At 64.0% G+C, this 20,649-nt stretch carries 19 protein-coding genes; 11 read left to right on the top strand and 8 right to left on the bottom strand.

All coding sequences use genetic code 11. The annotated features are described in order from the left end of the window. Positions 1 to 11 precede the first annotated feature (11 nt). The 3 genes from CH283_RS12495 to CH283_RS12485 all read right to left on the bottom strand — a co-directional run bounded on the left by CH283_RS12495 (position 12) and on the right by CH283_RS12485 (position 1,697). Positions 12 to 641 carry a DUF3558 domain-containing protein gene (locus tag CH283_RS12495; protein WP_255183196.1) on the bottom strand — a complete coding sequence of 210 codons (630 nt, stop codon included), beginning with the start codon at positions 639 to 641 and terminating at the stop codon, positions 12 to 14. A gap of 201 nt (positions 642 to 842) precedes the next feature. Further along, positions 843 to 1,373: a class I SAM-dependent methyltransferase gene (locus tag CH283_RS12490; protein WP_255183195.1), complete on the bottom strand. Its 531-nt coding sequence runs from the start codon at positions 1,371 to 1,373 to the stop codon at positions 843 to 845. Positions 1,374 to 1,460: 87 nt separating this feature from the next. Then, on the bottom strand, positions 1,461 to 1,697 hold the full coding sequence (locus CH283_RS12485; RefSeq protein ID WP_094638477.1) for a YgaP family membrane protein: 237 nt from the start codon (positions 1,695 to 1,697) through the stop codon (positions 1,461 to 1,463). Positions 1,698 to 1,832: 135 nt separating this feature from the next. On the opposite strand from CH283_RS12485, the gene CH283_RS12480 reads away from it, so the two are divergent. After that, positions 1,833 to 4,013, top strand: a complete 2,181-nt coding sequence (locus tag CH283_RS12480) for an MMPL family transporter (protein WP_094638478.1) — start codon at positions 1,833 to 1,835, stop codon at positions 4,011 to 4,013. A 115-nt stretch (positions 4,014 to 4,128) separates the two neighbouring features. Beyond that, positions 4,129 to 4,392 (top strand): metal-sensitive transcriptional regulator, encoded by a 264-nt coding sequence (locus tag CH283_RS12475; RefSeq protein WP_011331580.1) that lies wholly within the window; start codon positions 4,129 to 4,131, stop codon positions 4,390 to 4,392. A 283-nt stretch (positions 4,393 to 4,675) separates the two neighbouring features. Here CH283_RS12475 and CH283_RS12465 read toward each other — a convergent pair whose 3' ends face one another. Beyond that, positions 4,676 to 5,083, bottom strand: coding sequence for a DUF302 domain-containing protein (locus tag CH283_RS12465; protein WP_094638480.1), 408 nt, complete (start codon positions 5,081 to 5,083; stop codon positions 4,676 to 4,678). Positions 5,084 to 5,433: 350 nt separating this feature from the next. Between CH283_RS12465 and CH283_RS12460 the strand changes: the two genes are divergently transcribed. Beyond that, on the top strand, positions 5,434 to 6,708 hold the full coding sequence (locus CH283_RS12460) for a reverse transcriptase family protein (protein WP_094638481.1): 1,275 nt from the start codon (positions 5,434 to 5,436) through the stop codon (positions 6,706 to 6,708). Between the two features lie 48 nt (positions 6,709 to 6,756). Then, a complete protein-coding gene (locus CH283_RS12455; protein WP_094638482.1) occupies positions 6,757 to 7,032 on the top strand; it encodes a YrhK family protein in 276 nt (91 codons plus the stop codon). Between the two features lie 19 nt (positions 7,033 to 7,051). Here CH283_RS12455 and CH283_RS12450 read toward each other — a convergent pair whose 3' ends face one another. The 4 genes from CH283_RS12450 to CH283_RS12435 are packed head-to-tail and all read right to left on the bottom strand — an operon-like array spanning position 7,052 to position 12,354. After that, the gene (locus CH283_RS12450) at positions 7,052 to 9,184 is read right to left on the bottom strand and encodes an alpha-galactosidase (protein ID WP_255183194.1); all 2,133 of its coding nucleotides are present in this window, start codon (positions 9,182 to 9,184) and stop codon (positions 7,052 to 7,054) included. After that, the gene (locus CH283_RS12445; protein ID WP_082898537.1) at positions 9,181 to 10,110 is read right to left on the bottom strand and encodes a carbohydrate ABC transporter permease; all 930 of its coding nucleotides are present in this window, start codon (positions 10,108 to 10,110) and stop codon (positions 9,181 to 9,183) included. The genes CH283_RS12450 and CH283_RS12445 overlap by 4 nt, the downstream gene beginning before the upstream one ends. After that, positions 10,110 to 11,009, bottom strand: coding sequence for a carbohydrate ABC transporter permease (locus CH283_RS12440; protein WP_094638483.1), 900 nt, complete (start codon positions 11,007 to 11,009; stop codon positions 10,110 to 10,112). The genes CH283_RS12445 and CH283_RS12440 overlap by 1 nt, the downstream gene beginning before the upstream one ends. A gap of 49 nt (positions 11,010 to 11,058) precedes the next feature. Beyond that, on the bottom strand, positions 11,059 to 12,354 hold the full coding sequence (locus CH283_RS12435; RefSeq protein ID WP_094638484.1) for an ABC transporter substrate-binding protein: 1,296 nt from the start codon (positions 12,352 to 12,354) through the stop codon (positions 11,059 to 11,061). Positions 12,355 to 12,565: 211 nt separating this feature from the next. Between CH283_RS12435 and CH283_RS12430 the strand changes: the two genes are divergently transcribed. The 7 genes from CH283_RS12430 to CH283_RS12400 all read left to right on the top strand — a co-directional run bounded on the left by CH283_RS12430 (position 12,566) and on the right by CH283_RS12400 (position 20,573). Next, positions 12,566 to 14,599: a beta-galactosidase gene (locus tag CH283_RS12430; RefSeq protein WP_094638485.1), complete on the top strand. Its 2,034-nt coding sequence runs from the start codon at positions 12,566 to 12,568 to the stop codon at positions 14,597 to 14,599. Further along, a complete protein-coding gene (locus CH283_RS12425) occupies positions 14,599 to 15,414 on the top strand; it encodes a DeoR/GlpR family DNA-binding transcription regulator (protein WP_068045263.1) in 816 nt (271 codons plus the stop codon). Before CH283_RS12430 ends, CH283_RS12425 begins: the two co-directional genes overlap by 1 nt. Next, positions 15,401 to 16,546 carry a galactose-1-phosphate uridylyltransferase gene (gene galT, locus CH283_RS12420; protein WP_094638486.1) on the top strand — a complete coding sequence of 382 codons (1,146 nt, stop codon included), beginning with the start codon at positions 15,401 to 15,403 and terminating at the stop codon, positions 16,544 to 16,546. Before CH283_RS12425 ends, galT begins: the two co-directional genes overlap by 14 nt. Continuing rightward, positions 16,543 to 17,709, top strand: a complete 1,167-nt coding sequence (gene galK / locus CH283_RS12415) for a galactokinase (RefSeq protein ID WP_094638487.1) — start codon at positions 16,543 to 16,545, stop codon at positions 17,707 to 17,709. The genes galT and galK overlap by 4 nt, the downstream gene beginning before the upstream one ends. Positions 17,710 to 17,730: 21 nt before the next feature. Beyond that, on the top strand, positions 17,731 to 18,822 hold the full coding sequence (locus CH283_RS12410) for an ABC transporter ATP-binding protein (RefSeq protein ID WP_094638488.1): 1,092 nt from the start codon (positions 17,731 to 17,733) through the stop codon (positions 18,820 to 18,822). 101 nt (positions 18,823 to 18,923) lie between these two features. Further along, positions 18,924 to 20,048: a hypothetical protein gene (locus tag CH283_RS12405; RefSeq protein WP_141215232.1), complete on the top strand. Its 1,125-nt coding sequence runs from the start codon at positions 18,924 to 18,926 to the stop codon at positions 20,046 to 20,048. Positions 20,049 to 20,096: 48 nt separating this feature from the next. Then, positions 20,097 to 20,573, top strand: coding sequence for a GNAT family N-acetyltransferase (locus CH283_RS12400; protein WP_094638490.1), 477 nt, complete (start codon positions 20,097 to 20,099; stop codon positions 20,571 to 20,573). Positions 20,574 to 20,649: the final 76 nt, after the last annotated feature.

Below are 20,649 nucleotides of genomic sequence, written 5' to 3'. Positions count from 1 at the left end.
TTTCGACACTTCTAGCCCGGGAGCTCGGGATCGAGCCGGACTACGAGTTCACTGAGTTCTGTGCATGGGTCGTACTGCAGGGAATCGGCCAGTGCGCTCGTGTTCAGCGTCGTCATGATCAATTCGGCTCCAACCGTGAAGGCAAGGGCGCAATTCAGGGATGCATCGGCACCGACCTGCTGGTACTGGGTGGCGTCCCGCGTTCCCACTCGAGTCGGCTGGAGTCGGTCGAAGGTGGTCGCATCGCCTATGTAGTCGAGACCTTTCAAACCCACGAATATCGAGAAGTAGTATTTGCTCGCCGTCGGCTGGTTCTCCCAGCCGCAGATCTTGAATCCATTTTGATCGCGTCCGAATATCCCCGATTCCTTTGTCTCGGCGTTCAATCCCGCTCGCTCGATGGCCTCGTCGGGGATGGTGCAGGGATCCCATGGCATCGTGGGTGCTGCGATGGTAGTGCTGGCCGCGGTCGGAGTCGCGTCGTCCCCTGTAGCGCTTGCACAGCCCGTGAGCAGCAGAAGTATCGCCATTGCCGGGAGCCATCGACGTGCCCTGTGCATCGCTGTCGTCCATTCCTCGAGAACACCTATGTTCTTGGACGCAGTTCCGCCTCGTCCGGTTCCCGAGACATTCGAATTCACGCCCCTCGTCGGAATTCACACCGCGTTCAGGGGGTGAGGATTCCCACGAGGGGCGTAGATCGGCGGCCCATCGAGCGCGATCGCCCGATGGGCCGCCATCGTAGGTGCGTCACTGTGCGGCGTCGGTGAGACAGCCTCGATGACTGCATGATCGAACGGATGCCACCGACGATTCGACTCCATGATCCGTGTCAGGCTGTGTCACAGTCGCTTTCGCGCCTGCAGACGCTCCACGAGTCCGAGGTTAAATCTTTCGATGTCCTCGACGGTGAAGGTGTCGTCGCCGACAAGTGCGAGCGATGGGTGTCGCAGGAAGTGCTCACCGCCCACGGGGATGCTGACCAATTCGACCAGGCGCTGGAGCCATCGAACGACCCGCAAGGACGAGGGGACGTGGTCGGCCAGCAGAAGGGTTCCGCCGGGCCGCAGCACTCGTGTCATTTCCGCGAGAGCGACGTCGGGTGAGGGGATCGCGCACAGGGAGAAGGTGCACACGACGGTGTCGAACGATGCGTCGGGGAACTCCAGTTCATGTGCATTGCCGAGCATCAGATTGGCATCGGGCATCACCGACTCTGCACGAGTTCGACCGCGCGCCAGCATGTCCGGGCTCAGTTCGATCCCGGTCAAGGCCGTCCGCTCCGGGTAGTGGTCGAGGTTGAGGCCGGTTCCCACCGCGATCTCGAGCACCTCGCCGGTGGCTCGAGAGCAGATCCAGGATCGGGTGTCCAAACAGAACGCGGTCGAGAAAGTTCATGTGCTTGTCGTAGTGGACCGACTGGTTGTCCCAGTATCGCTGCCACCTGTCATGCCGTCGATTCATGGCTTCGCGCACGGTGTCGATTGCTCCATGCCCAATCGTCGCATCACAAGACTCGCCGGACACCATCCCACTGCCGAGTAGAACACGAGGTTTCCGCCGACGAACGCCGTCAGTGCTTGCCATCGACGGTCGTGTAGTCGGGTGAGCGCGAGGCTCGCGAGCACCACGGTGCCTGCCAATGCCGGTACTGCGCGATCGATACTCGGGCGGACGGATCTTGCAGCACATGACATGAGGAGATGCTCGATTCTCTGAGTGAACGGTGTTGTTCATGTATACCCTAGGGGGTACAAGCTCGGGTGTCATTGATACCCCCGGGGGTACCGTGCTACCGTTCGGATACCGCCCCCGACCTTTAAGGACACACAGTGAGTTCTACGGACGTTCGAACCGACGAGAGTTCTGCAGACAGCTCGCCGCCAGGGATCACCGGGGGGCCGTTGGCGCGCTTCGGCGCGCGCATGGCAGGCAATTTCAAGTGGGTGGTCACCGCGTGGCTCGTGGTCATCATCGGATTGGGAGCGTTTGCCCCGTCGGTGTTCGGCTCTCTCGCCGGTGCCGGTTGGCAATCCAACGGATCGGAGTCGGTCCAGGTTCGCGAACTCGCACAGGAGCACTTCGGCGGGAACTCTTCTGCCGCGATACAGGTGGTCGTGCACTCGGACACCGAGCAGGTGACGGATCCCGCTGTCGCGGCGGTCATTTCCGAGGTCACCGACATTCTGGCCGCTGACTCGCGGATTTCCGAGGTGATCCCCCCGCAACCGGGGATGTCGATCAGTCCCGACGGGCACACCGGAATCCTCATCGGTGGAGCGAACGGGACGACCGACGAGATGGTGAAGGCCGTCGACGATCTCAAGGGTGACTTGACCGCAGCCTCCACGGACTCGATCGAGGTCTACCCGACCGGAGCATCGGCGCTGTGGAGTGACTTCAACAAGGCCAACCACGACGCGATGATCAAGGCCGAGATCATCTCCTGGCCCGTCACATTGGCGATCATGGTGCTTGCGTTCGGATCGCTCGTCGCGGCAGGTCTGCCCCTGCTGTTGACGCTGGCCGGTCTGGTCGCATCCGCGGGTGGCTTGGTCCTGCTGAACGAGATCACGCCGATCTCGGTGTGGGCCATGAACTTTGCGATGATGTTCGCGCTGGCGCTCGGTATCGACTACGCGCTCTTCCTCGTCGTTCGATTCCGGGATGCGCTCCGAAAGACCATCGACGCCGGACGGATCGACCCGCAGCGTGCAGTGGCAGAAACGATGGACACGGCAGGCAAAGCCGTCCTGCTGTCCGGTCTGACCGTGCTGATCAGCTTGTCTGCCGTACTTCTCGTACCGGCGCCTGCGGTACGCACGATGGCCGTGGGCATCATGCTCGCGGTGGTGTTCGTGCTCGCGGCCACCCTCACACTGCTCCCCGCAGTTCTGGGCAAGCTCGGAGCCAAGGTCAATGCCGGCTCCCTCCCGTACGCGAAGCGTCAAGTGCACCGTTCGCCGAAATTCGCGTCCTGGGGTCAGTTGCTGCACAAGCATCCGTGGCCGTTCGCCATCGGCTCGCTGTTTATTCTGGTGGCGCTGTCGATTCCGGCTCTGGGCCTGAAGGTCGCCATGCCGTCCATTTCGGTTGTGCCAGAGGACGCTCCGGTCCGGCAGGGCTACGAACTGGTGCAGGCACAGATGGGTGAAGGTGCACCAGGAATGCTGCAGATCATCGCCCCCACATCGGAGGCGGAGCAGACCGCGCAGATCGCAGCGAGCGTCGACGGCGTATCGATGGTGACGCCGCCCATGCCCGCCATGGACGGATCCGACTTCGTCATGCTGCAGGCCATCCCGAACGTGGACCCGTCGGACCCCGCGCTCGAGACCACACTCGACGCCTTGCGCGCCGAGCTGCCCGAGGGAGCGATCGTCGGCGGTGCACCCGCGGAGAACCTGGACCTGCAGACCGCGTTGAACGAGTATCTGCCGATCGTGGTGTCGGTGATCCTCGTGCTCGGATTCCTGCTGCTGCTGATCGCGCTGCAGGCACCGCTGATCGCCCTGCTGGGGACCGTGGTCAGCCTGCTGTCCACCGGAGCGGCATTCGGTGTGGCAAAGCTGATCTTCCAGGACGGTCACGGCTCGTCGCTGCTCGGATTCACGCCGCAGGGATTCCTGAACGGTTGGGGCCCGGTGTTCTTCTTCGCGATGATCTTCGCAATCGCGATGGACTACACGGTGTTTCTGCTGTCGAGCGTCAAGGAACACTACGAGAACACCGGTGATCCGCACGGTTCTCAGGTCGACGGAATGGCGCATTCGGGTCGGGTGATCTTCGCGGCGGCAGCGGTGATGATCGCGGTGTTCTTCTCGTTCGCGCTCGCCGAACCACTGCCACCCAAGGAGATGGGAATCATTCTGGGTGTCGCCGTATTGCTGGACGCGATTCTCATCCGCTTGGTTCTGCTGCCGGTGTTGTTGCGCTTGACCGGCCACGCCGCATGGTGGTCACCCGCGTGGTTGCGTGCGGTACTCCCCAAGATCGGCTTCTCGCACAGCTGAGTGTCACCGATCCAGAGCAACACGGTGGTGGCCGAGGCCGTACGGCTTCGGCCACCACGACCACTCTTACCCCTAGGGGTAAACTGGAGTTTCATCGAACGAAGGACTGAACGACATGACCGGTGACACCGAAAGCATCGCATTGGTATTGAACCGTCTGCGGCGTGCGCAGGGTCAGCTTGCAGGGGTGATCGCCATGATCGAGAGCGGTCGTGACTGCAAGGATGTCGTCACCCAGCTGGCCGCGGTGTCGAAGGCTCTCGACCGGGCAGGCTTCAAGATCGTTGCCACCGGACTCCGTGAGTGCATCACGGGAGCGGAGACAGGCGAGAAGATGAGCGAAGCGGAACTCGAGAAGCTGTTTCTCGCCCTCGCCTGAGAATCTTCTGCCCACCCCGCAATGGAACGGGGTGGGCAGGACTATTTTCTGGAGAACATGCGGGACAGGAACCCTGGAGACGGCGGATCGGCATCGTGACCTTTGCATCGATTCGACGAGGGAACGCCCCGCATCACCTGGTCGATGTGCTGGCCGCACCCTGCCCACGTCGTCTTTCCGCACTTCTTGCACGTGACGGCTCTACACATGATTTCTCCTCTGTCACTCGAACACCTGACTCCACTATACCCAAGGGGGTATAGCGGTCAGGTCGAGTGGTCGTTCACACGACGGCGCTGTCGCCGCCCAACGTCATGATTGCCGCCTGCAGCAGCGCAGTGGCCTCGTCGGCCACGTCGGCAAGTCCGGAGGCATCGGACAATCCGACCATGACCTGCGGATTCATCGCCTCCACGATCGTGCTGCCTCCGTCGGCTCGGACGACTACGTTGCAGGGCAGCAGCAACCCGACCTGCCGATCCGTATCGATCGCTCCCTTCGCCAATCGCGGATTGCAGGCACCGAGGATGACATAGCGTTCGATGTCGGCGTCGATCTTCGACTTCAACGTGGCCTGCATGTCGATTTCGGTGAGGATGCCGAAACCTTGTTCGGACAACGCTTTTCGAGTGGCGTCCACAGTGTCCTCGAACGTGGTGCTCACTCGCGTGCTGATGGCCAATTCGGTCATGATGTTCCGATCCTTCGGTTGTCGAGGGTGACAATCTCGAGCATACCCGCATGGGTATCGCACAGCCGGTGAGATGTCGCGTATCCCGCTGACAGACCGGCGTCGATTTGGCATGGTGGAGGTATGCAGCGGCGTGCGGGCGAGAGTTGGTCCGCGGGACCGGTCTCAGTGTTTTGGGTCGCTCCGCGGGCTCCGCTCTCAGGGGCAACCCCTGGGTACAGCACGAGAATCGATCACTGCGTCCGAAGCAGCTCGGCACGCTTCGCGTGCTTGACTGCTCCGAGGACGAAAGATTTCGGTCGCCCCGCGCCGTTGCATGTCACAGCGCTTCACCTGATCGACAGCCGTCCATGACCGAACGCGAATTGTCCCCACGGGCCGCTGCGACACTGGCTCGATTGGCGGCCGATGCCGAATGGACGCGATCGGGCCTCGAGGTCGCGTTTGCGCGTCTCACGCCTGAAAAGGCGTCGTGGTTGGCCGATCGCATCATCAATCTGTATCCGAGCCCGCCGTTCGACGAGGCATCGATATTCGTTCTGTTGCGCGACCTTCCGTTCATCTCGGAGCCTTCGAGGTCTTCGCAGCGACCGCAAGTGCGCACCGGCCGCAAACCCTGGCGATTCGAGGTGCCGCGCTACGAAACGACCGGTCAGCTCGCGCGATCCCTCGACCTGACGATCTCCGAAATCGAATGGTTCGCCGATCTGCAGGGCAGACTCCGAACCGCACCGTTCCCGTTGCAGCACTATCGGTCTGCGCGACTCGACAAGCGGCAGGGAATCCGCCTGCTGGAGGTTCCGAAACCGCGACTGCGCGAGATCCAGCGAAAGATATTGCGCCGCATCCTCGACCGAATACCGGCGCATCCGGCGGCGCACGGCTTTCGAAAGGCGCGGAGCCCGCGAACCTTTGCGATGCCCCACGCCGAACGCGACGTGGTGATCTCGGTGGATCTCCGACGCTTCTTCCCGTCCATCGGCTTCGATCGAGTGGTCGCGATCTTCGAGGCGGTCGGCTACCCACGGAGGGTTGCGGCAAATCTCGCAGCGCTGTGTACGACGGTCACCCCCGCCGGCGAGTTGATCGGGATGGACCGTCCCACCGCAGCGAGACTTCGTGCCACACATCTGCCGCAGGGTGCGCCCACGTCTCCTGCGTTGGCGAATCTCGCTGCGCGACAACTCGATATCCGAGCCAGTGGACTGGCCCGATCTGTTGGAGCTCGCTACAGCCGATACGCAGACGACCTGGCGTTCTCCGGCGGTGCGGATATCGACATCGACAGACTGCTGTGGCTGACCTCCCAGATCGCCCACGACGAAGGCTTCACGATCCATCCGGACAAGACCAGGGTCCGACGCGCGCATCAGAGACAACAGCTCACCGGACTCGTCGTCAACTCGTGGCCGGCAGTGCCCCGAGAAGAGTACGACAATCTCAGGGCACTGCTGCACAACTGCATCACCGCCGGCGTTGCCGAACAGAACCAGAGCGATCACAACGACTTTCGTGCTCACGTCTACGGACGTATAGCCCGAATCGGCGAAACGAACGAGACCCGTCGGGCAAAGCTGCTGCACATGGCCTCACAGGTGGAGTGGGAGAGGTCGGTGTTCGAGTAGGGAAATTCGGGTAACCGGACCGAACACCCCGCTGCAGGAGGAGACTCGATGAACGACCTGACCTTGACCATCGGGCACGAAGAACTCGTGATCCGTCAGCGATGGGAAGTCGTCAGCATTATCAACGACATTCTGATTGCAGTGTGGTTCATCATCGGCAGCATCTTGTTCTTCCACGAAAGCACCACTGTGGCCGGAACGTGGCTGTTTCTTCTCGGGAGTATCGAGCTGCTGATCAGGCCGATGATCCGGCTGGCCCGACGCGTGCACCTGACGAGGATCGGCCGCGGCCGGTCGGCCTCGGACAGCGACGAGGACTACTGACCGGGGCACCCGACGCGCGTCAGACGGAGTGCACCCGTAGCAACACACCGGTCTGCGGGAACAACACCGGGACTGCCACGCCGGCTCGGGCGAGTGCCGATCCCGAGAGTTCGATCACTCCGGAGTCGGCGATCCACGGTGGCAGCGCAATGCCGTTGCCGAGATCGCTGAGCTCACGTACGAATTCGATGCGATACCTGAGGGAGGGATCGAGACCCGGGAGGCGCACGCGATCCGTGCGGTCCTCGGCCGAGGTGTCCATCCGCACCACTGCGTACGCGGCCTCGGAGAAGTCCGCTGCCACGACTCCGTGCACCCAGACGCTCGGGTCGGGGTGGTCGGAGCGCACCACGTCACCGGTGTGCAGTAGCCCGCGCAGTTCCTTGTACAGCGTGGTCCAGGTTGCCAGGTACTCGTGATCCTCGGACGATAGTTCCGTGACGTCCATCTCCAACCCGGCGTGACCGAACAGCGCTGTCAAGCAACGGAATTGGAGCGTGGACCACCGGCCGGATGTGTGCGCGATCTGCGGCCCGACATGGGATCCGATCAACTCCGGCGGCAGCAACTGCGTCGTCCACCGCTGCAGCCGTTGACGTTCGAGTGGATCGTTGGTGTCCGACGCCCAGACCCGGTCGGTGTGTTCGAGGACCTCGAGGTCGATGCGGGCTCCGCCCGATGCGCAGGACTCGAACTCGACCTGCGGATGCCGGGACCGTAGCTCGTCCAGCAGCCGATAGAACGCCGAGGTCTGGGCGTGCACAGCAGCGCGTCCTTCGGTATCGACCGCGAGCATCAAGTCGCGGTTGTGATCCCACTTCACGTAGTCCGGCCGCTCGGTCGCCAACACCGTATCGATGGCCGAGAGGAGATAGTCGAAGACATCCTGGCGCGTCAGATTCAGCACGTGCTGATGACGCCACTCGAGTGGAACTCGACCCGGTGCTGCGAGCAACCACTCCGGATGCGCCCGAGCGATATCGGAGTCGAGGTTGACCATCTCCGGCTCGAACCACAGGCCGGGGCTCATGCCGAGCTCCCGGACGTGATCGAACAGCGGAGCCAGACCATCGGGCCAGACACCCTCGTCCACCTGCCAGTCGCCGAGGCCGGCCCGGTCGTCACGTCGGTGTCGGAACCAGCCGTCGTCGAGCACGAATCTCTCGACGCCCACGTGCGCTGCGACCTCCGCGATGCCGCGCAGTCGAGTGAGATCGTGGTCGAAGTAGACGCCCTCCCACACGTTGAGCACCACAGGCCGCGGGGATGTGGGATGTGCTGGGCGGGAGCGCATCCAGCGATGCAGCGACTGCGCCGAAGCGTCCAGTCCGGCGGAGGAGTACACGAAATGCACCCACGGAGTCGTGTACGTCTGACCTGTCTGCAGCACCACCTCGCCGGGGGCGAGCAGCTCACCGCCGCCCAGCACGCCCGAGGCCTGACCGGCACGCTCGGGCAGGCGCTCGGCCAGGTGCAGGTGATCGCCGCTCCAGGCGACATGGGCACCCCATACCTCGCCGCTGCGGAAGCCGAAGCCTTCGCTGCCTGCGGTGAGTACCAGGGTGGCGTCGTGCCCGGTTCTTCCGCGACGCGAGGCACGCGCCACCGTGCCGTGATCGAACCGTCGACGCTGCGGGGTGCGTTCGCGACAGTGCCGGCCGGTGAGGTCGAGCAGTTCGGTTGCCGTGTCCGGCAACGGCATCAGGGCCACGACGCCGTCGACGGTCAGGGGTTCGCCCGAGACGTTCCGGACACCCTGACGCACCCGCAGTGATCCGCCGACCTCGAGCGACAGTTCTATCGACCACGAGATGCCCAGCTGGCTGTCGGAAGCGGCCACAGTGCAACCGAATTCGGTAGCGGAGACGGTCACATCTGCCCACCGCGGGTACTGCACCGAACCGTCGCGATGCATGGCCAGAGCTGGGGTGCCCTGCCAGGCGTCGTCGCCGCCGGGTGCCAGGGTGAGCCACCGAGGTACGTCGACACTCGAGTGCGGAACTGCGGGTATCGCGGCTCGGCGCAGTTCGGTGAGGTCGTGATCGGAGAGTTCACCGAGATCGGTACCCCAGTGCAGCACGGCCGGAACTGCGGTGGACGACGGGCCGAGGATCACCATGACTCCGTCACGGCGCAGGACGGTGAAACTCACTTGTTGGCACCCATCGTCAGACCGGAGACGAAATGTCGTTGCAGCGCAATGAAAACCAACACTGTCGGCAGTGCCACCAGCACCGATCCGGCCGCGAGCAGATTGGTGTCGGTGAAGAAGCTGCCCTGCAGATTCTGCAGCGCCGTCGTCACCGGGAGCTTGTCACCGCTGACCATCAGGGCCAGAGCCCAGAAGAAGTCGTTGTAGATCCACGTCACCATGAGTGTCGCGAGGGCAGCCAGTGCGGGACGGCACAGCGGCATGACGACCTGCCAGTACTGCCGGAACAGCCCGGCTCCGTCGACGGTCGCCGCCTCGAGCAATTCGTGGGGCACGGTCTTCATGTAGTTGCTGAGCACGAAGACGCAGAACCCGGTCTGGAATGCGACGTGCACGATGATCAGGCCCCAGTAGCTGTCGTACAGCGAGCCCGAGGAACTCATCCAGTACGGAACCGGAATTGCGTTGTACAGCCGGAACAGTGGGGTCAGCAGCGTCTGCTGGGGTAGCAGGTTTCCGGCGATGAACACCGCCAACATGAAGATGTTGAACTTCCAGCTGAACCGCGCCAGGATGAACGCCGCCATCGAGCCGAAGAACAGGATGAGCAGCACCGACGGAACGGTGATGATCAGCGAGTTGAGGAAGTAGTGCGGGATGCCGCCGATCTGCCACGAGTCGATGTAGTTGTCCAACGTGAATCCGCCCACCGACAGGTAGCCGTTGAGCAGCACGTAGTCGTAGCTGCGGAACGAGTTGTACACCGCCCACGCCAGTGGAAACAGCCAGGCCACTGCCATGACCGTCAGCAGCACGTAGATCGCGATCTGCGCGGTGCCCGCGCGTCGACGATTGGCGACGGCCGCGCGATTGCGGGTCAGCGGATCGCGCTCGGGAGGTGCTGTGCGCGTGAGTGAAGTGGTCATCAGTCTTTGCTCCGAAGAACGATGGCGAGGTACAGGGCGATGAAGACGAGTGAGATGCCGAGCATGATCGTGGCCAGTGCCGAACCGAAGCCGATGCGGCTCGCCTCACCGACCACGTTGGCCGTCACGAGCGCCGAGATCAGCTCGAGTCCGTTGCGGCCCTTGTTGATCACCCACACCAGGTCGAAAGCGCGTAGCGCCTCGATGACGGTGATCACGATGATCAGTAGGTTGGTGTTCTTCATCAGCGGGAAGATGACGCTGAAGAACGTGCGAATCGGTCCGGCACCGTCCATCACCGCGGCCTCGCGGACGGACGGGTCGATGGCCTTGAGGCCGGCCAAGTACAACAGCATGATGTAGCCGGTGTGCCGCCAGCCTGCTGCGACCATGACGGCCCAGATGTTGATGTCCGGATCGCCGAGCCAGTCGACGTCGGTACCGAGCAGGCTGTTGAGGACGCCGCCCTCGGTGGAGTAGATGAGCTGCCAGATGAAGCCGATGAGGGCCATCGACAGCACCACGGGGATGTAGAAGATGCTCTGGTAGAGCCGAGATCCCTTGAGGTTCTTGTCCAGCAGGATCGCCAGCAGGATGCCGATGACGGTCGGGACGAGGAACAGGAACACCAGCCACAGCACGTTGTTCTGCAACGCCTGCTGGAACGGTGGGTACGCCTGGACCGCGTCGACGTAGTTCTGAGTACCGATCCACTCGATACTCGACGTGCCGCCGATGCCGTCCCACCGCGCGAACGACAGGACCACCGTGAAGACCGTGGGGATCCAGACGAGTCCGATGACGATCATCGCGGGAACGCCGAGCATCATCGCGATGGTCCACTTCTCGCGAACACTGCGCCTGATCTTCGGCGACTTGACCCGTTCGGGTGCGGTCATGGCATTACCTGATCTCGACGTGGGTGAATGAATTGGGGGCGAGCGGGATTCATGTTCCGAACACCGCCGACTTCTGACGCTCGATGCTGCGGACCAATCCGTCGACGTCGTTCGGGTTGCCGATGAACTGTTGCAGGGCCGGGATCATGACGATCGACGCGAAATCGGGGCGAGTGTCGCGGTCGAAGAACTGCGTGATCTCTTCGGCGTTCTGGACGAGGTCTGCCGACTTACGCACCAGCGCAGGGAAATCCGACAGGTCGGCGTCGCGGTGGGCGGGGATGGCCTGCGGATCCTGCTTCGCGTAGGCGACGGCAGGTTCGGGGCCGGTGAGGAAGGTGAGCAGCTTCTCGGCACCGGGGCGATTGCGCGGATCGGCCCGCATCATGAAGCCGTCCATCGGGGCCTCGACCGCGGAACTGCCGATGGCGGAGTCGAGTTCGGGGAAGGGAAAGAAGTCGAGGTCGTCGCGGTCGGGCCCGGCGGGAAAGCTTTGTGCGACGAACATGCCGGCGACCAAGGACCCTACGCTCTTGTTGAGCAACGCCGTCTGAGCGTCGGCGATCTTTCGACCCAGCGGTTGTGGCTGATGGAACGGCAGAAGCTCACGCCACGTGTCGAATACGGTGCGGACTCGATTGTCGGTCCAGCTGACGTCACCGGCCAACAGGGTGCGGTGGAAGTCGACTCCGTTGAGGCGCAGGTTCAGGTAGTCGAACGTCCCCATCGGCGGCCAGCCGTCACGCGCACCGAAGCCGATCGGGGTGACGCCGTCGGCCTGCATCTGCTTGCTCAGGGTGACCCACTGGTCGTAGGTCCTGGGCGGTTCGTACCCGCGCTCGGCCCACAGGCTCGGGCGGTAGAACACGGCCCACGGGTAGTAGAAGAACGGAATCAGATACTGATTGCCGTCGGATCCGGTCGAGTTCTCCTTGAAGGAGTCGCTGTATCCGCCGCCGTTGCTCGCCCACACGCTCGAGACGTCCTCCACCAGACCCTTGTCTGCGAAGTACTTCATTCGATAGCCGCCCATCCAGGTGAACACGTCGTCGGGCGTGCCCTGGAGGTAGTTGTTGACGTTCTCCTGGAACGACGTCGAGTCGACGGTGTTGACGCGGATGTCGCCACCGGTCTGCTGCCGATACATGGCGACGACATCTTCGACGCCGACCTTGGAGTTCTTGTCCGACAGCCGTGAGCCGAGCGTGATCGTGTTGGGATCGAGACTGCTCGAGCACGACGACAGCACGCCACCTGCGGTGATCGCACCGGCGGCGACGAGCGCAGACCTGAGGAAATCGCGCCGGGACGGCTGCCAGGTACGCGGCCACTCGTGTGGGTTCATGAGAGTCCTTCGACGGAAAATATCGATAACGATCAGAAGTGAACATTCCGCTGTGCGTTCCGCGGTACTCGTCTGACCGTTCGGGGTGATGCAGGTTACAGAAACACGACGCCACGGCGTCTGTCAAGCTCTTCGAGGCCCGCTCACCAGCATCAGTAAGAAAATGTTCATTCATGTTGACATCTGAGGACGTCTCGTTCATATTGTGAGCATGGACACAGCGCGACGCAGCACCTGGCCGACCCAGGGAATCTCCTTCGGGGGCGACTACAACCCCGAGCAGTGGCCCGAGGACGTCTGGCGACGTGACGTCGAACTGATGCACGAGGCCGGTGTCGACTTCGTGACCGTCGGTGTGTTCTCCTGGGCTCGTCTGCAGCCGACCGCCACGACGTGGGACTTCGAGTGGCTCGATCGCGTCATGGATCTGATGCACCAGGGCGACATTCGCGTGGACCTGGCCACGGCCACCGCGTCGCCGCCGCCGTGGTTGGCCACTGCGTACCCGCAGATGCGTCCGGTCGACGAGCGCGGCTACCGCTACGCCATCGGCAGCCGTCAGACGTGGAGCCCCAGTTCCGCTGTGTACCGCGAACATTCACTGGTACTGGTCGAGAAGATGGCCCATCGTTACGGCGAGCACCCCGCGCTCGCGATGTGGCACGTCTCCAACGAACTCGGTTGCCACAACGCCCTGTGCTACTCCGACGACAGCGCGCACGCGTTCCGGGAATGGCTCAGCGCCAAGTACATCGACCTCGAAACCCTCAACACCGCGTGGGGCACCGACTTCTGGAGCCAGCGGTACAGCGACTGGGACGAGATCGTTCCCCCGTCGGTGAGCACCACGTTCGGTAATCCCACGCACCAACTCGACTGGCGCCGTTTCTGCTCCGACGCGCTCCTCGAGCAGTACCGCGCCGAGAAGGCGGTGCTGAACCGCATCACCCCTGGCGTGCCGGTCACCACCAACTTCATGGTGGGTATGGGCCAGGGCCCCGCACTCGCCGGCAACATGGACTACGCGTCCTGGGCCCCCGAGCAGGACATCGTCTCCACCGATCACTACCTCGTCGGTCCCGAGACCGGCGACGCCGCAGCGCATCACAAGCTTTCGTTCTCGGCCGACCTCACTCGTGGCGTTGCCGGCCGTCGACCCTGGTTGTTGATGGAGCATTCCACCAGCGCCGTCAACTGGCAGCACATCAACCGCGCCAAGGTCCCCGGCGAGATGATGCGAAACTCACTGGCACACATGGCTCGCGGAGCAGACGGCATCGCCTATTTCCAGTTCCGCGCCTCCAAGGCCGGGGCAGAGAAGTTCCATTCGGCTCTGGTTCCGCACGCAGGCGAGGACTCCGCCCGCTGGCGCGAGGTCGTCGAACTCGGTGCGGCACTGCGTCGCATGGCCCCGGTGGCAGGCAGCACCGTCGACGCGCGGGTCGCCGTGCTCTTCGACTGGGCCTCGCAGTGGGCGTGCGAGCAGGAGGGTCATCCGTCGATGGCGATGCAGCCCATGGAGATTGCCCGCCGCGCCCATCACGGGTTCACCTCTGCTGGCGTGACGTGCGATGTCGTTCCATCGTCGACGGACCTGAGCGACTACGACGTGATCGTGGTTCCGGCCCTCTACCTGTGCAGTGATGAGACCGCTGCACGGATTGCCGACGCGGCCGAGGCGGGTGCGCAGGTGCTCGTCACTGCTTTCTCGGGAATCGCCGACGAGGACGACCACGTGCGACTCGGCGGCTACCCGGGAGCTTTCCGAGAGTTGCTCGGAGTCCGCGTCGAGGAGTTCTTCCCGCTCGCCGAGGGCGAGACCCTGCCCCTCGACGACGAGACCGTCGGTGAGATCTGGAGCGAATACCTCACTGCGTCCGAGGATGTCGATGTCCTCGCGCGGCATACCCAGGGCCATCTGCGCGGTGTTCCCGCGCTGACCAAGCGAACCGTCGGCACCGGCGCTGCCTGGTATGCGGCCACCGTTCCCGACGCGGCGGGCTGGGCCACGCTGGCCGACAAGCTCTGCGCTGGAGCCGGTATCGAGACTCGACGAGATCTGGGATTTGATGTGGAGATCGTGCGGCGCTCGGCGGGGGAGCAGTCCTGGCTCTTCGTGCTCAACCACGGAAGTGACAAGGTGAGTGTGCCGGCCACCGGCACCGATCTGGTCAGCGGCGCACACGTCGACGGCGAGCTGATCGTGGCTGCCGGCGGTAGTGCAGTGATTGCCGAGAACAGCTGATGCTCGCCCATCAGCGTCAGCAGAAGATCCTCGACCAGGTGACGGCGCAGGGTGCGGTCAAGGTCGCCGATCTGGGCACTGCACTGTCGGTGTCGGACATGACCATTCGACGCGACATCAACGAATTGGTGGCTCGCGGTCTGGTCGAGCGGGTGCACGGCGGTGTCACGCTGCCACGATCGGCGAGCGTGTTCGAGCCGGGCTTCTCCGCGAAGTCCGAACTGGATCGAGATGCCAAGGCGGACATAGCCAAGGCCGCAGCGCGATTCGTGCGACCGGGGACCTCCATCGGCATCTCCGGCGGTACCACCACGCATGCGCTCGCTCAGGAACTACTCGACATCCCGGACATCACCGTCGTCACCAATTCGCTTCCCGTCGCCGAGGTCTTCCACACCGGTGGCCGAACGGATCAGACCGTCCTGCTCACCGGCGGACAACGCACGCCCTCCTATGCGCTGGTCGGACCACTCACCGTCAGCGCGTTGCAGAGCATCCACCTGGACATGCTGTTCCTCGGAACGCACGGAGTGGACATCGAATCAGGGCTCACCTGCCCCAATCTGATGGAAGCACAGACCAATCAGGCGCTGGTGGCATCGTCCCGACGCGTCATCGTGCTGGCCGACCACACCAAATGGGGCGTCCGCGCGCTCGCCAACACCATCCCGCTCTCCCGCGTCGACGTGTTCGTCACCGATGCCGGGCTCGACCCCGGCGTGCAGGACGCGTTGTCGGAGGTGGTCGACGACGTGGTGATCGCCGGAGGACCCGTCGACACGAACGAGGAACGAGTACTCGATGACCGCGCATGACGCCACGACGCACGCACTGCGCAAGACGTCGACCACTCTGGCCGACGGCCGCGAGCTGATCTACTACGACGACACCGAGCCCTACGTCTCCGGCGGAGCCACCCGAGACTTGGTCGATACCCGCGCTCTCTCACCGTCGATGTCGCAGTCGCAGATGCGATTCGACGTCCTCACAGGCGAATGGATCGTCATCGCGGCGCAGCGAATGGACCGCACGTTCCTGCCCCCGGCCGACGCGTCGCCGTTGGCACCGAGCCGCCCCGACAGGCCGGCGACAGAGATTCCAGCTGCGGACTACGACGTGGTGGTGTTCGAGAACCGGTTCCCATCACTGTCCGAAACTGCTGCACAACAGACGCTTCCGACAGAGGTGGACGGTGAGGCTCTGTGGCCGCTCGCACCCGGCACCGGCCGATGCGAGGTGATCTGCTTCGCGAGCAATCCCGACGCCTCCTTCGTGTCGTTGGAGCTCTCCCGCGTCCGCACCATCATCGACGTCTGGGCCGATCGCACGGCTGCTCTGTCGGCAATACCGGGCGTCCAGCAGGTGTTCTGCTTCGAGAACCGTGGCAAGGAAATCGGCGTCACGCTGACGCACCCGCACGGTCAGATCTACGCCTACCCCTACCTTCCGCCCCGCACCGACGCCATGATGCGACAGTCGCGCACACACTTCGAGCGCACCGGTCGAGTGCTGCTGGCCGATGTACTCGCCGCCGAGCTGCGTTCTGGTCGACGCATCGTCGTCGATGCCGAACACTGGGTCGCGTACGTCCCGGCGGCGTCGCGCTGGCCCGTCGAGGTACATCTCGCTCCTCGTCGTGACGTGGCGGACCTGGCCGAGTTGAACGGTGCCGAGCGAGACGAGCTGGCCGGGGTCTACCGCGAGCTGCTGCGCGGCGTCGATGCATTCTTCGAAGGCGTCGACGAAGTGCCGTACATCTCGGCGTGGCATCAGGCCCCCGTCGGAGCCGATCGCGAACTGGGACGTCTGCATCTGCAACTGTTTTCGATGATGCGCTCACCGGGCAGGATGAAGTTTCTGGCCGGGTCGGAATCGGCGATGGGCGCGTGGGTCAACGACACCACGCCCGAGCGGATCGCCGATCGCCTGCGCGAGGTGCTGGCATGAATTGGCTCGAGGTGGTGCCCGAGGAGGATCTCGCCGACGCAGCAGCGGCGTTGTTCCGCAGTGCATTCGGCGGCGAACCCGACGGCGTCTGGATCGCTCCCGGACGCGTCAATCTCATCGGTGAGCACATCGATTACGCAGGCGGACTCGTGTTGCCGTTCGCGCTGCCGTACGCAACCGCAGTCGCTGTCCGGCGCCGCGAGGACACTGTGATGCGCGCCGTATCGACACATACCGACGAGTCGTGGACGGGTGAGCTCGCGGAGATCGGTCCGGGCACGCCGTCGGGTTGGGCCGCGTACGTGGCAGGTGTGTCCTGGGCACTGCAGGTTCACGGCGTCGGCGGAGTCGATGTGGCCGTGCACTCCTCGGTACCGGTGGGCTCGGGGTTGTCGAGCTCGGCGGCCCTCGAATGCTCGTTCGCGCTGGCGCTCGACGACCTCTTCGATGTGCAGGTCGATCGGAAAGTGTTGATCGACGCCAGTATTCGGGCCGAGAACGAGATCGCCGGTGCGTCGACCGGAGGCATGGATCAGAACATCGCGATGTCGGCCCAGTCGGGACATGCGCTGCTACTCGACTGTCTCGACGGTTCGACGCGTCAGATACCCCTCGATCTCGCCGCGTCGGGAACTCGGTTGCTGGTGATCGACACCAATGCGCCGCATCGGTTGGTCGACGGTCAGTACGGAGAACGCCGGAAGGCGCTGGACACCGCGTACGCCGAATTGGGGGTGACGACGCTGCGCGGTCTCGATCTCGACAAGGCGGTGTCGGGACTCGTCGACGACACCCTGATCGCGCGAGTTCGCCACGTCATCAGTGAAATTCGCCGAGTGGAGGAGGCCGCCGAACTGCTCGACCGCGGTGCCGCAGGAGCCGAACTCGGTGAGTTGATGACGGCCTCGCACGCGTCCTTGCGAGACGACTACGAGGTCAGCTCACCGGAGCTGGACAGTGCGGTCGATGCGGCGCTGCGCGCGGGTGCATACGGGGCCCGGATGACCGGCGGGGGATTCGGCGGCTCTGCCATTGCGCTGGTTCCCTCGGAGTTGGTCCAGGCTGTTGCGGACGAGATCGCCACCGGTGCAGCACGATCCGAACTGCCGGAACCCACTTTTCTGACCGCCGAGCCCTCCGGCTCCGCGCATCGATTCTTCTAACCTCGACAAAGGAGTACTCCCATGGCACAGGTCACGTACGAAGGAGCGACCAAGCTCTATCCGGGATCGGACGTCGCGGCGGTCGAATCGTTGGACCTCGCCATCGAGGACGGCGAGTTTCTGGTTCTCGTCGGTCCGTCCGGCTGCGGAAAGTCCACCTCGTTGCGCATGCTCGCCGGGCTCGAGGACGTCGACTACGGTGCCATCAAGATCGGCGATCGCGACGTCACCTCGCTGGCACCCAAGGAACGCGACATCGCGATGGTGTTCCAGAACTACGCGCTGTACCCGCACATGACCGTCGCCAAGAACATGGGCTTCGCACTGCAGATCGCCGGCATGGACAAGGCCGAAGTGGGCCGACGCGTCGAGGAAGCGGCGAAGATTCTCGACCTCACCGACTACCTCGGCCGTAAACCCAAGGCGCTCTCCGGCGGTCAGCGTCAGCGCGTCGCGATGGGCCGCGCGATCGTGCGGAACCCGCAGGTCTTCCTCATGGACGAGCCGCTGTCCAACCTCGACGCCAAGCTCCGCGTTCAGACTCGCACGCAGATTTCGTTGCTGCAGCGCAGGCTCGGCACCACCACGGTCTACGTCACCCACGATCAGGTCGAGGCCATGACGATGGGTGATCGCGTGGCGATCATGAAAGCCGGTGTGCTGCAGCAGTGTGCCAGCCCGAAGGAGCTGTACGAGCGCCCGGTCAACGCATTCGTCGCCGGGTTCATCGGCTCTCCCGCGATGAATCTGTTCGAGGTGGACGTGGTCGCCGGAGCCGCGAAGCTGGGCTCGCTGTCGGTCCCCATCGAGCGCGCCATCGCAGACCGGATCGACGGCAGCCGTGTCACGATGGGCGTGCGACCGGAAGCGTGGACGCTCTCCGAGTCCGGAACGGACATCGTCGTCGATGTCGTCGAGGAACTCGGTGCGGACGCCTACATCTACGGCCGGACCGTCGAGGACGCGTCGAATCTCGGCGACGTCGGGGCACAGATCGTCGCGCGCATCCCCGATATCGCAACCCCGTCGCAGGGCGATGTCCTCCGACTCGCCCCGCGCGCCGAGACCGTGCACTACTTCTCGACGACAACAGGATTGAACCTGCGCCCCTAGGGCCACCTCTCGCTTCTCAACGGCTGTTGCGTTAGTCTCCTCGGCGGGGTGAGTCCGATCTGCACCAATTGCGGATCCACTATTTTTCCGGGGGATACGAAGTGTCGAAGAAGTGGTTGCGCGGCGTCGTGGTGTCTGCAGTGGCGGTCGCGTTGTGTCCGATCGCTACGGTCTCGGCCGATCCTGCGCCGAGTCCGGCACCAGCGACCATCATGGGGTCCATCGACAACGGGCCGGGTCACTTCAGCGTTTTCCGTACCGTCGACAGCGGCCAGCGTCCGACCGCGGAGGACAACGCGGCGTGCAACGATTACTTCGGCTCCCCGCGTTCGTCGACCGTGGTCGAGCGCCTCGACGCGCGGATGTACACCTTCACCAACGACCCGTCGACGGGCTTCTTGCAGAACCCCACGGCTCAGAACGTCGGACCGATCTACGTGTGCGACGGCCCGACCGTCGACGGCCAGGCCTTCCTCGACCAGTGGGGCGCACTGACAGCCCCCGGACTGGGCGAGTTGTCGATGTACGGGCCGTGCGGGATCGAGTTCATGATCGGGTTGCCCGGCCGCGCGGCCGTCGATTGTGTTCTGCGAGTGAACCCCAACGATTCCGGGGTCATCGACGGTGTCGCGACCAGCAACTCGATCGCCAACCCGCTTCGCGTGCCGGACGGACGCACCGGCTCGCTGTGGACGCTCTACACACTCGGTGAAGGCACCGCTGCCGTGCCGGAACCCGTTGCGGGAACGCCGCAACCGACCGGTTCCGTGAAGTACAGCGTCGGGCGCGAGGTGAACTCGGTCTCGACCGGAAGCACCCCCGCGTGCCCGGGTGGTGTGCGCACGACGGAGATTCACGCGGTGTCGGTTGACGCCGTCACCGGCGCGACATCGACCGAGCCCTCCGCGGACGTCGCAGCCACCGCATCTATCTGCTACCAGAACCCGTCGGCCCCGGATTTCGGCGCATCGTTGAGCATCACGAGCTACGGTGTCACGCCTGCGCTCACGGCCACGTCCACCGGACAGTGCCGTCGTATCGATCTGCCGATCGAGCCGGGCACCGTGCAGCAGTCCTGCGGTTTCACCTTGCCGCCGCAGCCTGCTCTCGGCCTGACCGGCGGCCAGGTGACACTCAACGGATTGGTTCCGACGAACGATGCTGCAGGATCGGCAAACTCGGCCATCTGGACCACCTCGTTCCTCGGTTCCATCACCCCTCGATGAACAGACGTCGGATCGGGGTGCGCCTCGATCCGGTGCTACCGTCTGCCGGTGCATCTCGTCGTTCCCTCCGATGACTTCGCCGCCGCCTGGCGGGAGGCTCATGCCGAGTGGGGGCCTGGGTTCCACGAGGACGGCTTCGGGCTGACGGCCGGCGATGATGTCGAGTCGGCACAGGGCTTTTCGGACTGGGTCGAGCGGCTTCGGGCCGACGCCGAGTGCACGTACCGCTGGATCGTGCAGGGCGAACGCGTAGTGGGTGCCGTTGCACTCAGACACGACAGCCATGAACTCGCCGACCGTCTCGGGCACCTCGGCTACGGGGTTCGACCGTCCGAACGAGGTCGGGGAGTTGCCTCTTGGGCAGTAGTCGAGGTGCTGAGGCTCGCCGCTGATGTCGGCATGCCCCGGGTAACGGCGGTATGCGAGGTGGACAACGCGGCCTCGATCGCGACGCTGGAGCGAGCCGGAGGCCTACGTGTCGACTTCATCGGAGCGGCGGTTCGCTTCTCGATTTCCGTGCCCTGAAGAATCGGGTGCAGCTGACCGCGCTCACCGCGGTCCAGTGCACCCGATTTTGCGCTCTTGACCCTCACACTGTGTG

It is taken from the genome of Rhodococcus sp. 05-2254-2 (assembly GCF_002259095.1).
GTDB lineage: Bacteria > Actinomycetota > Actinomycetes > Mycobacteriales > Mycobacteriaceae > Rhodococcoides.
This window is presented reverse-complemented; position numbering and strand designations above follow the sequence as displayed.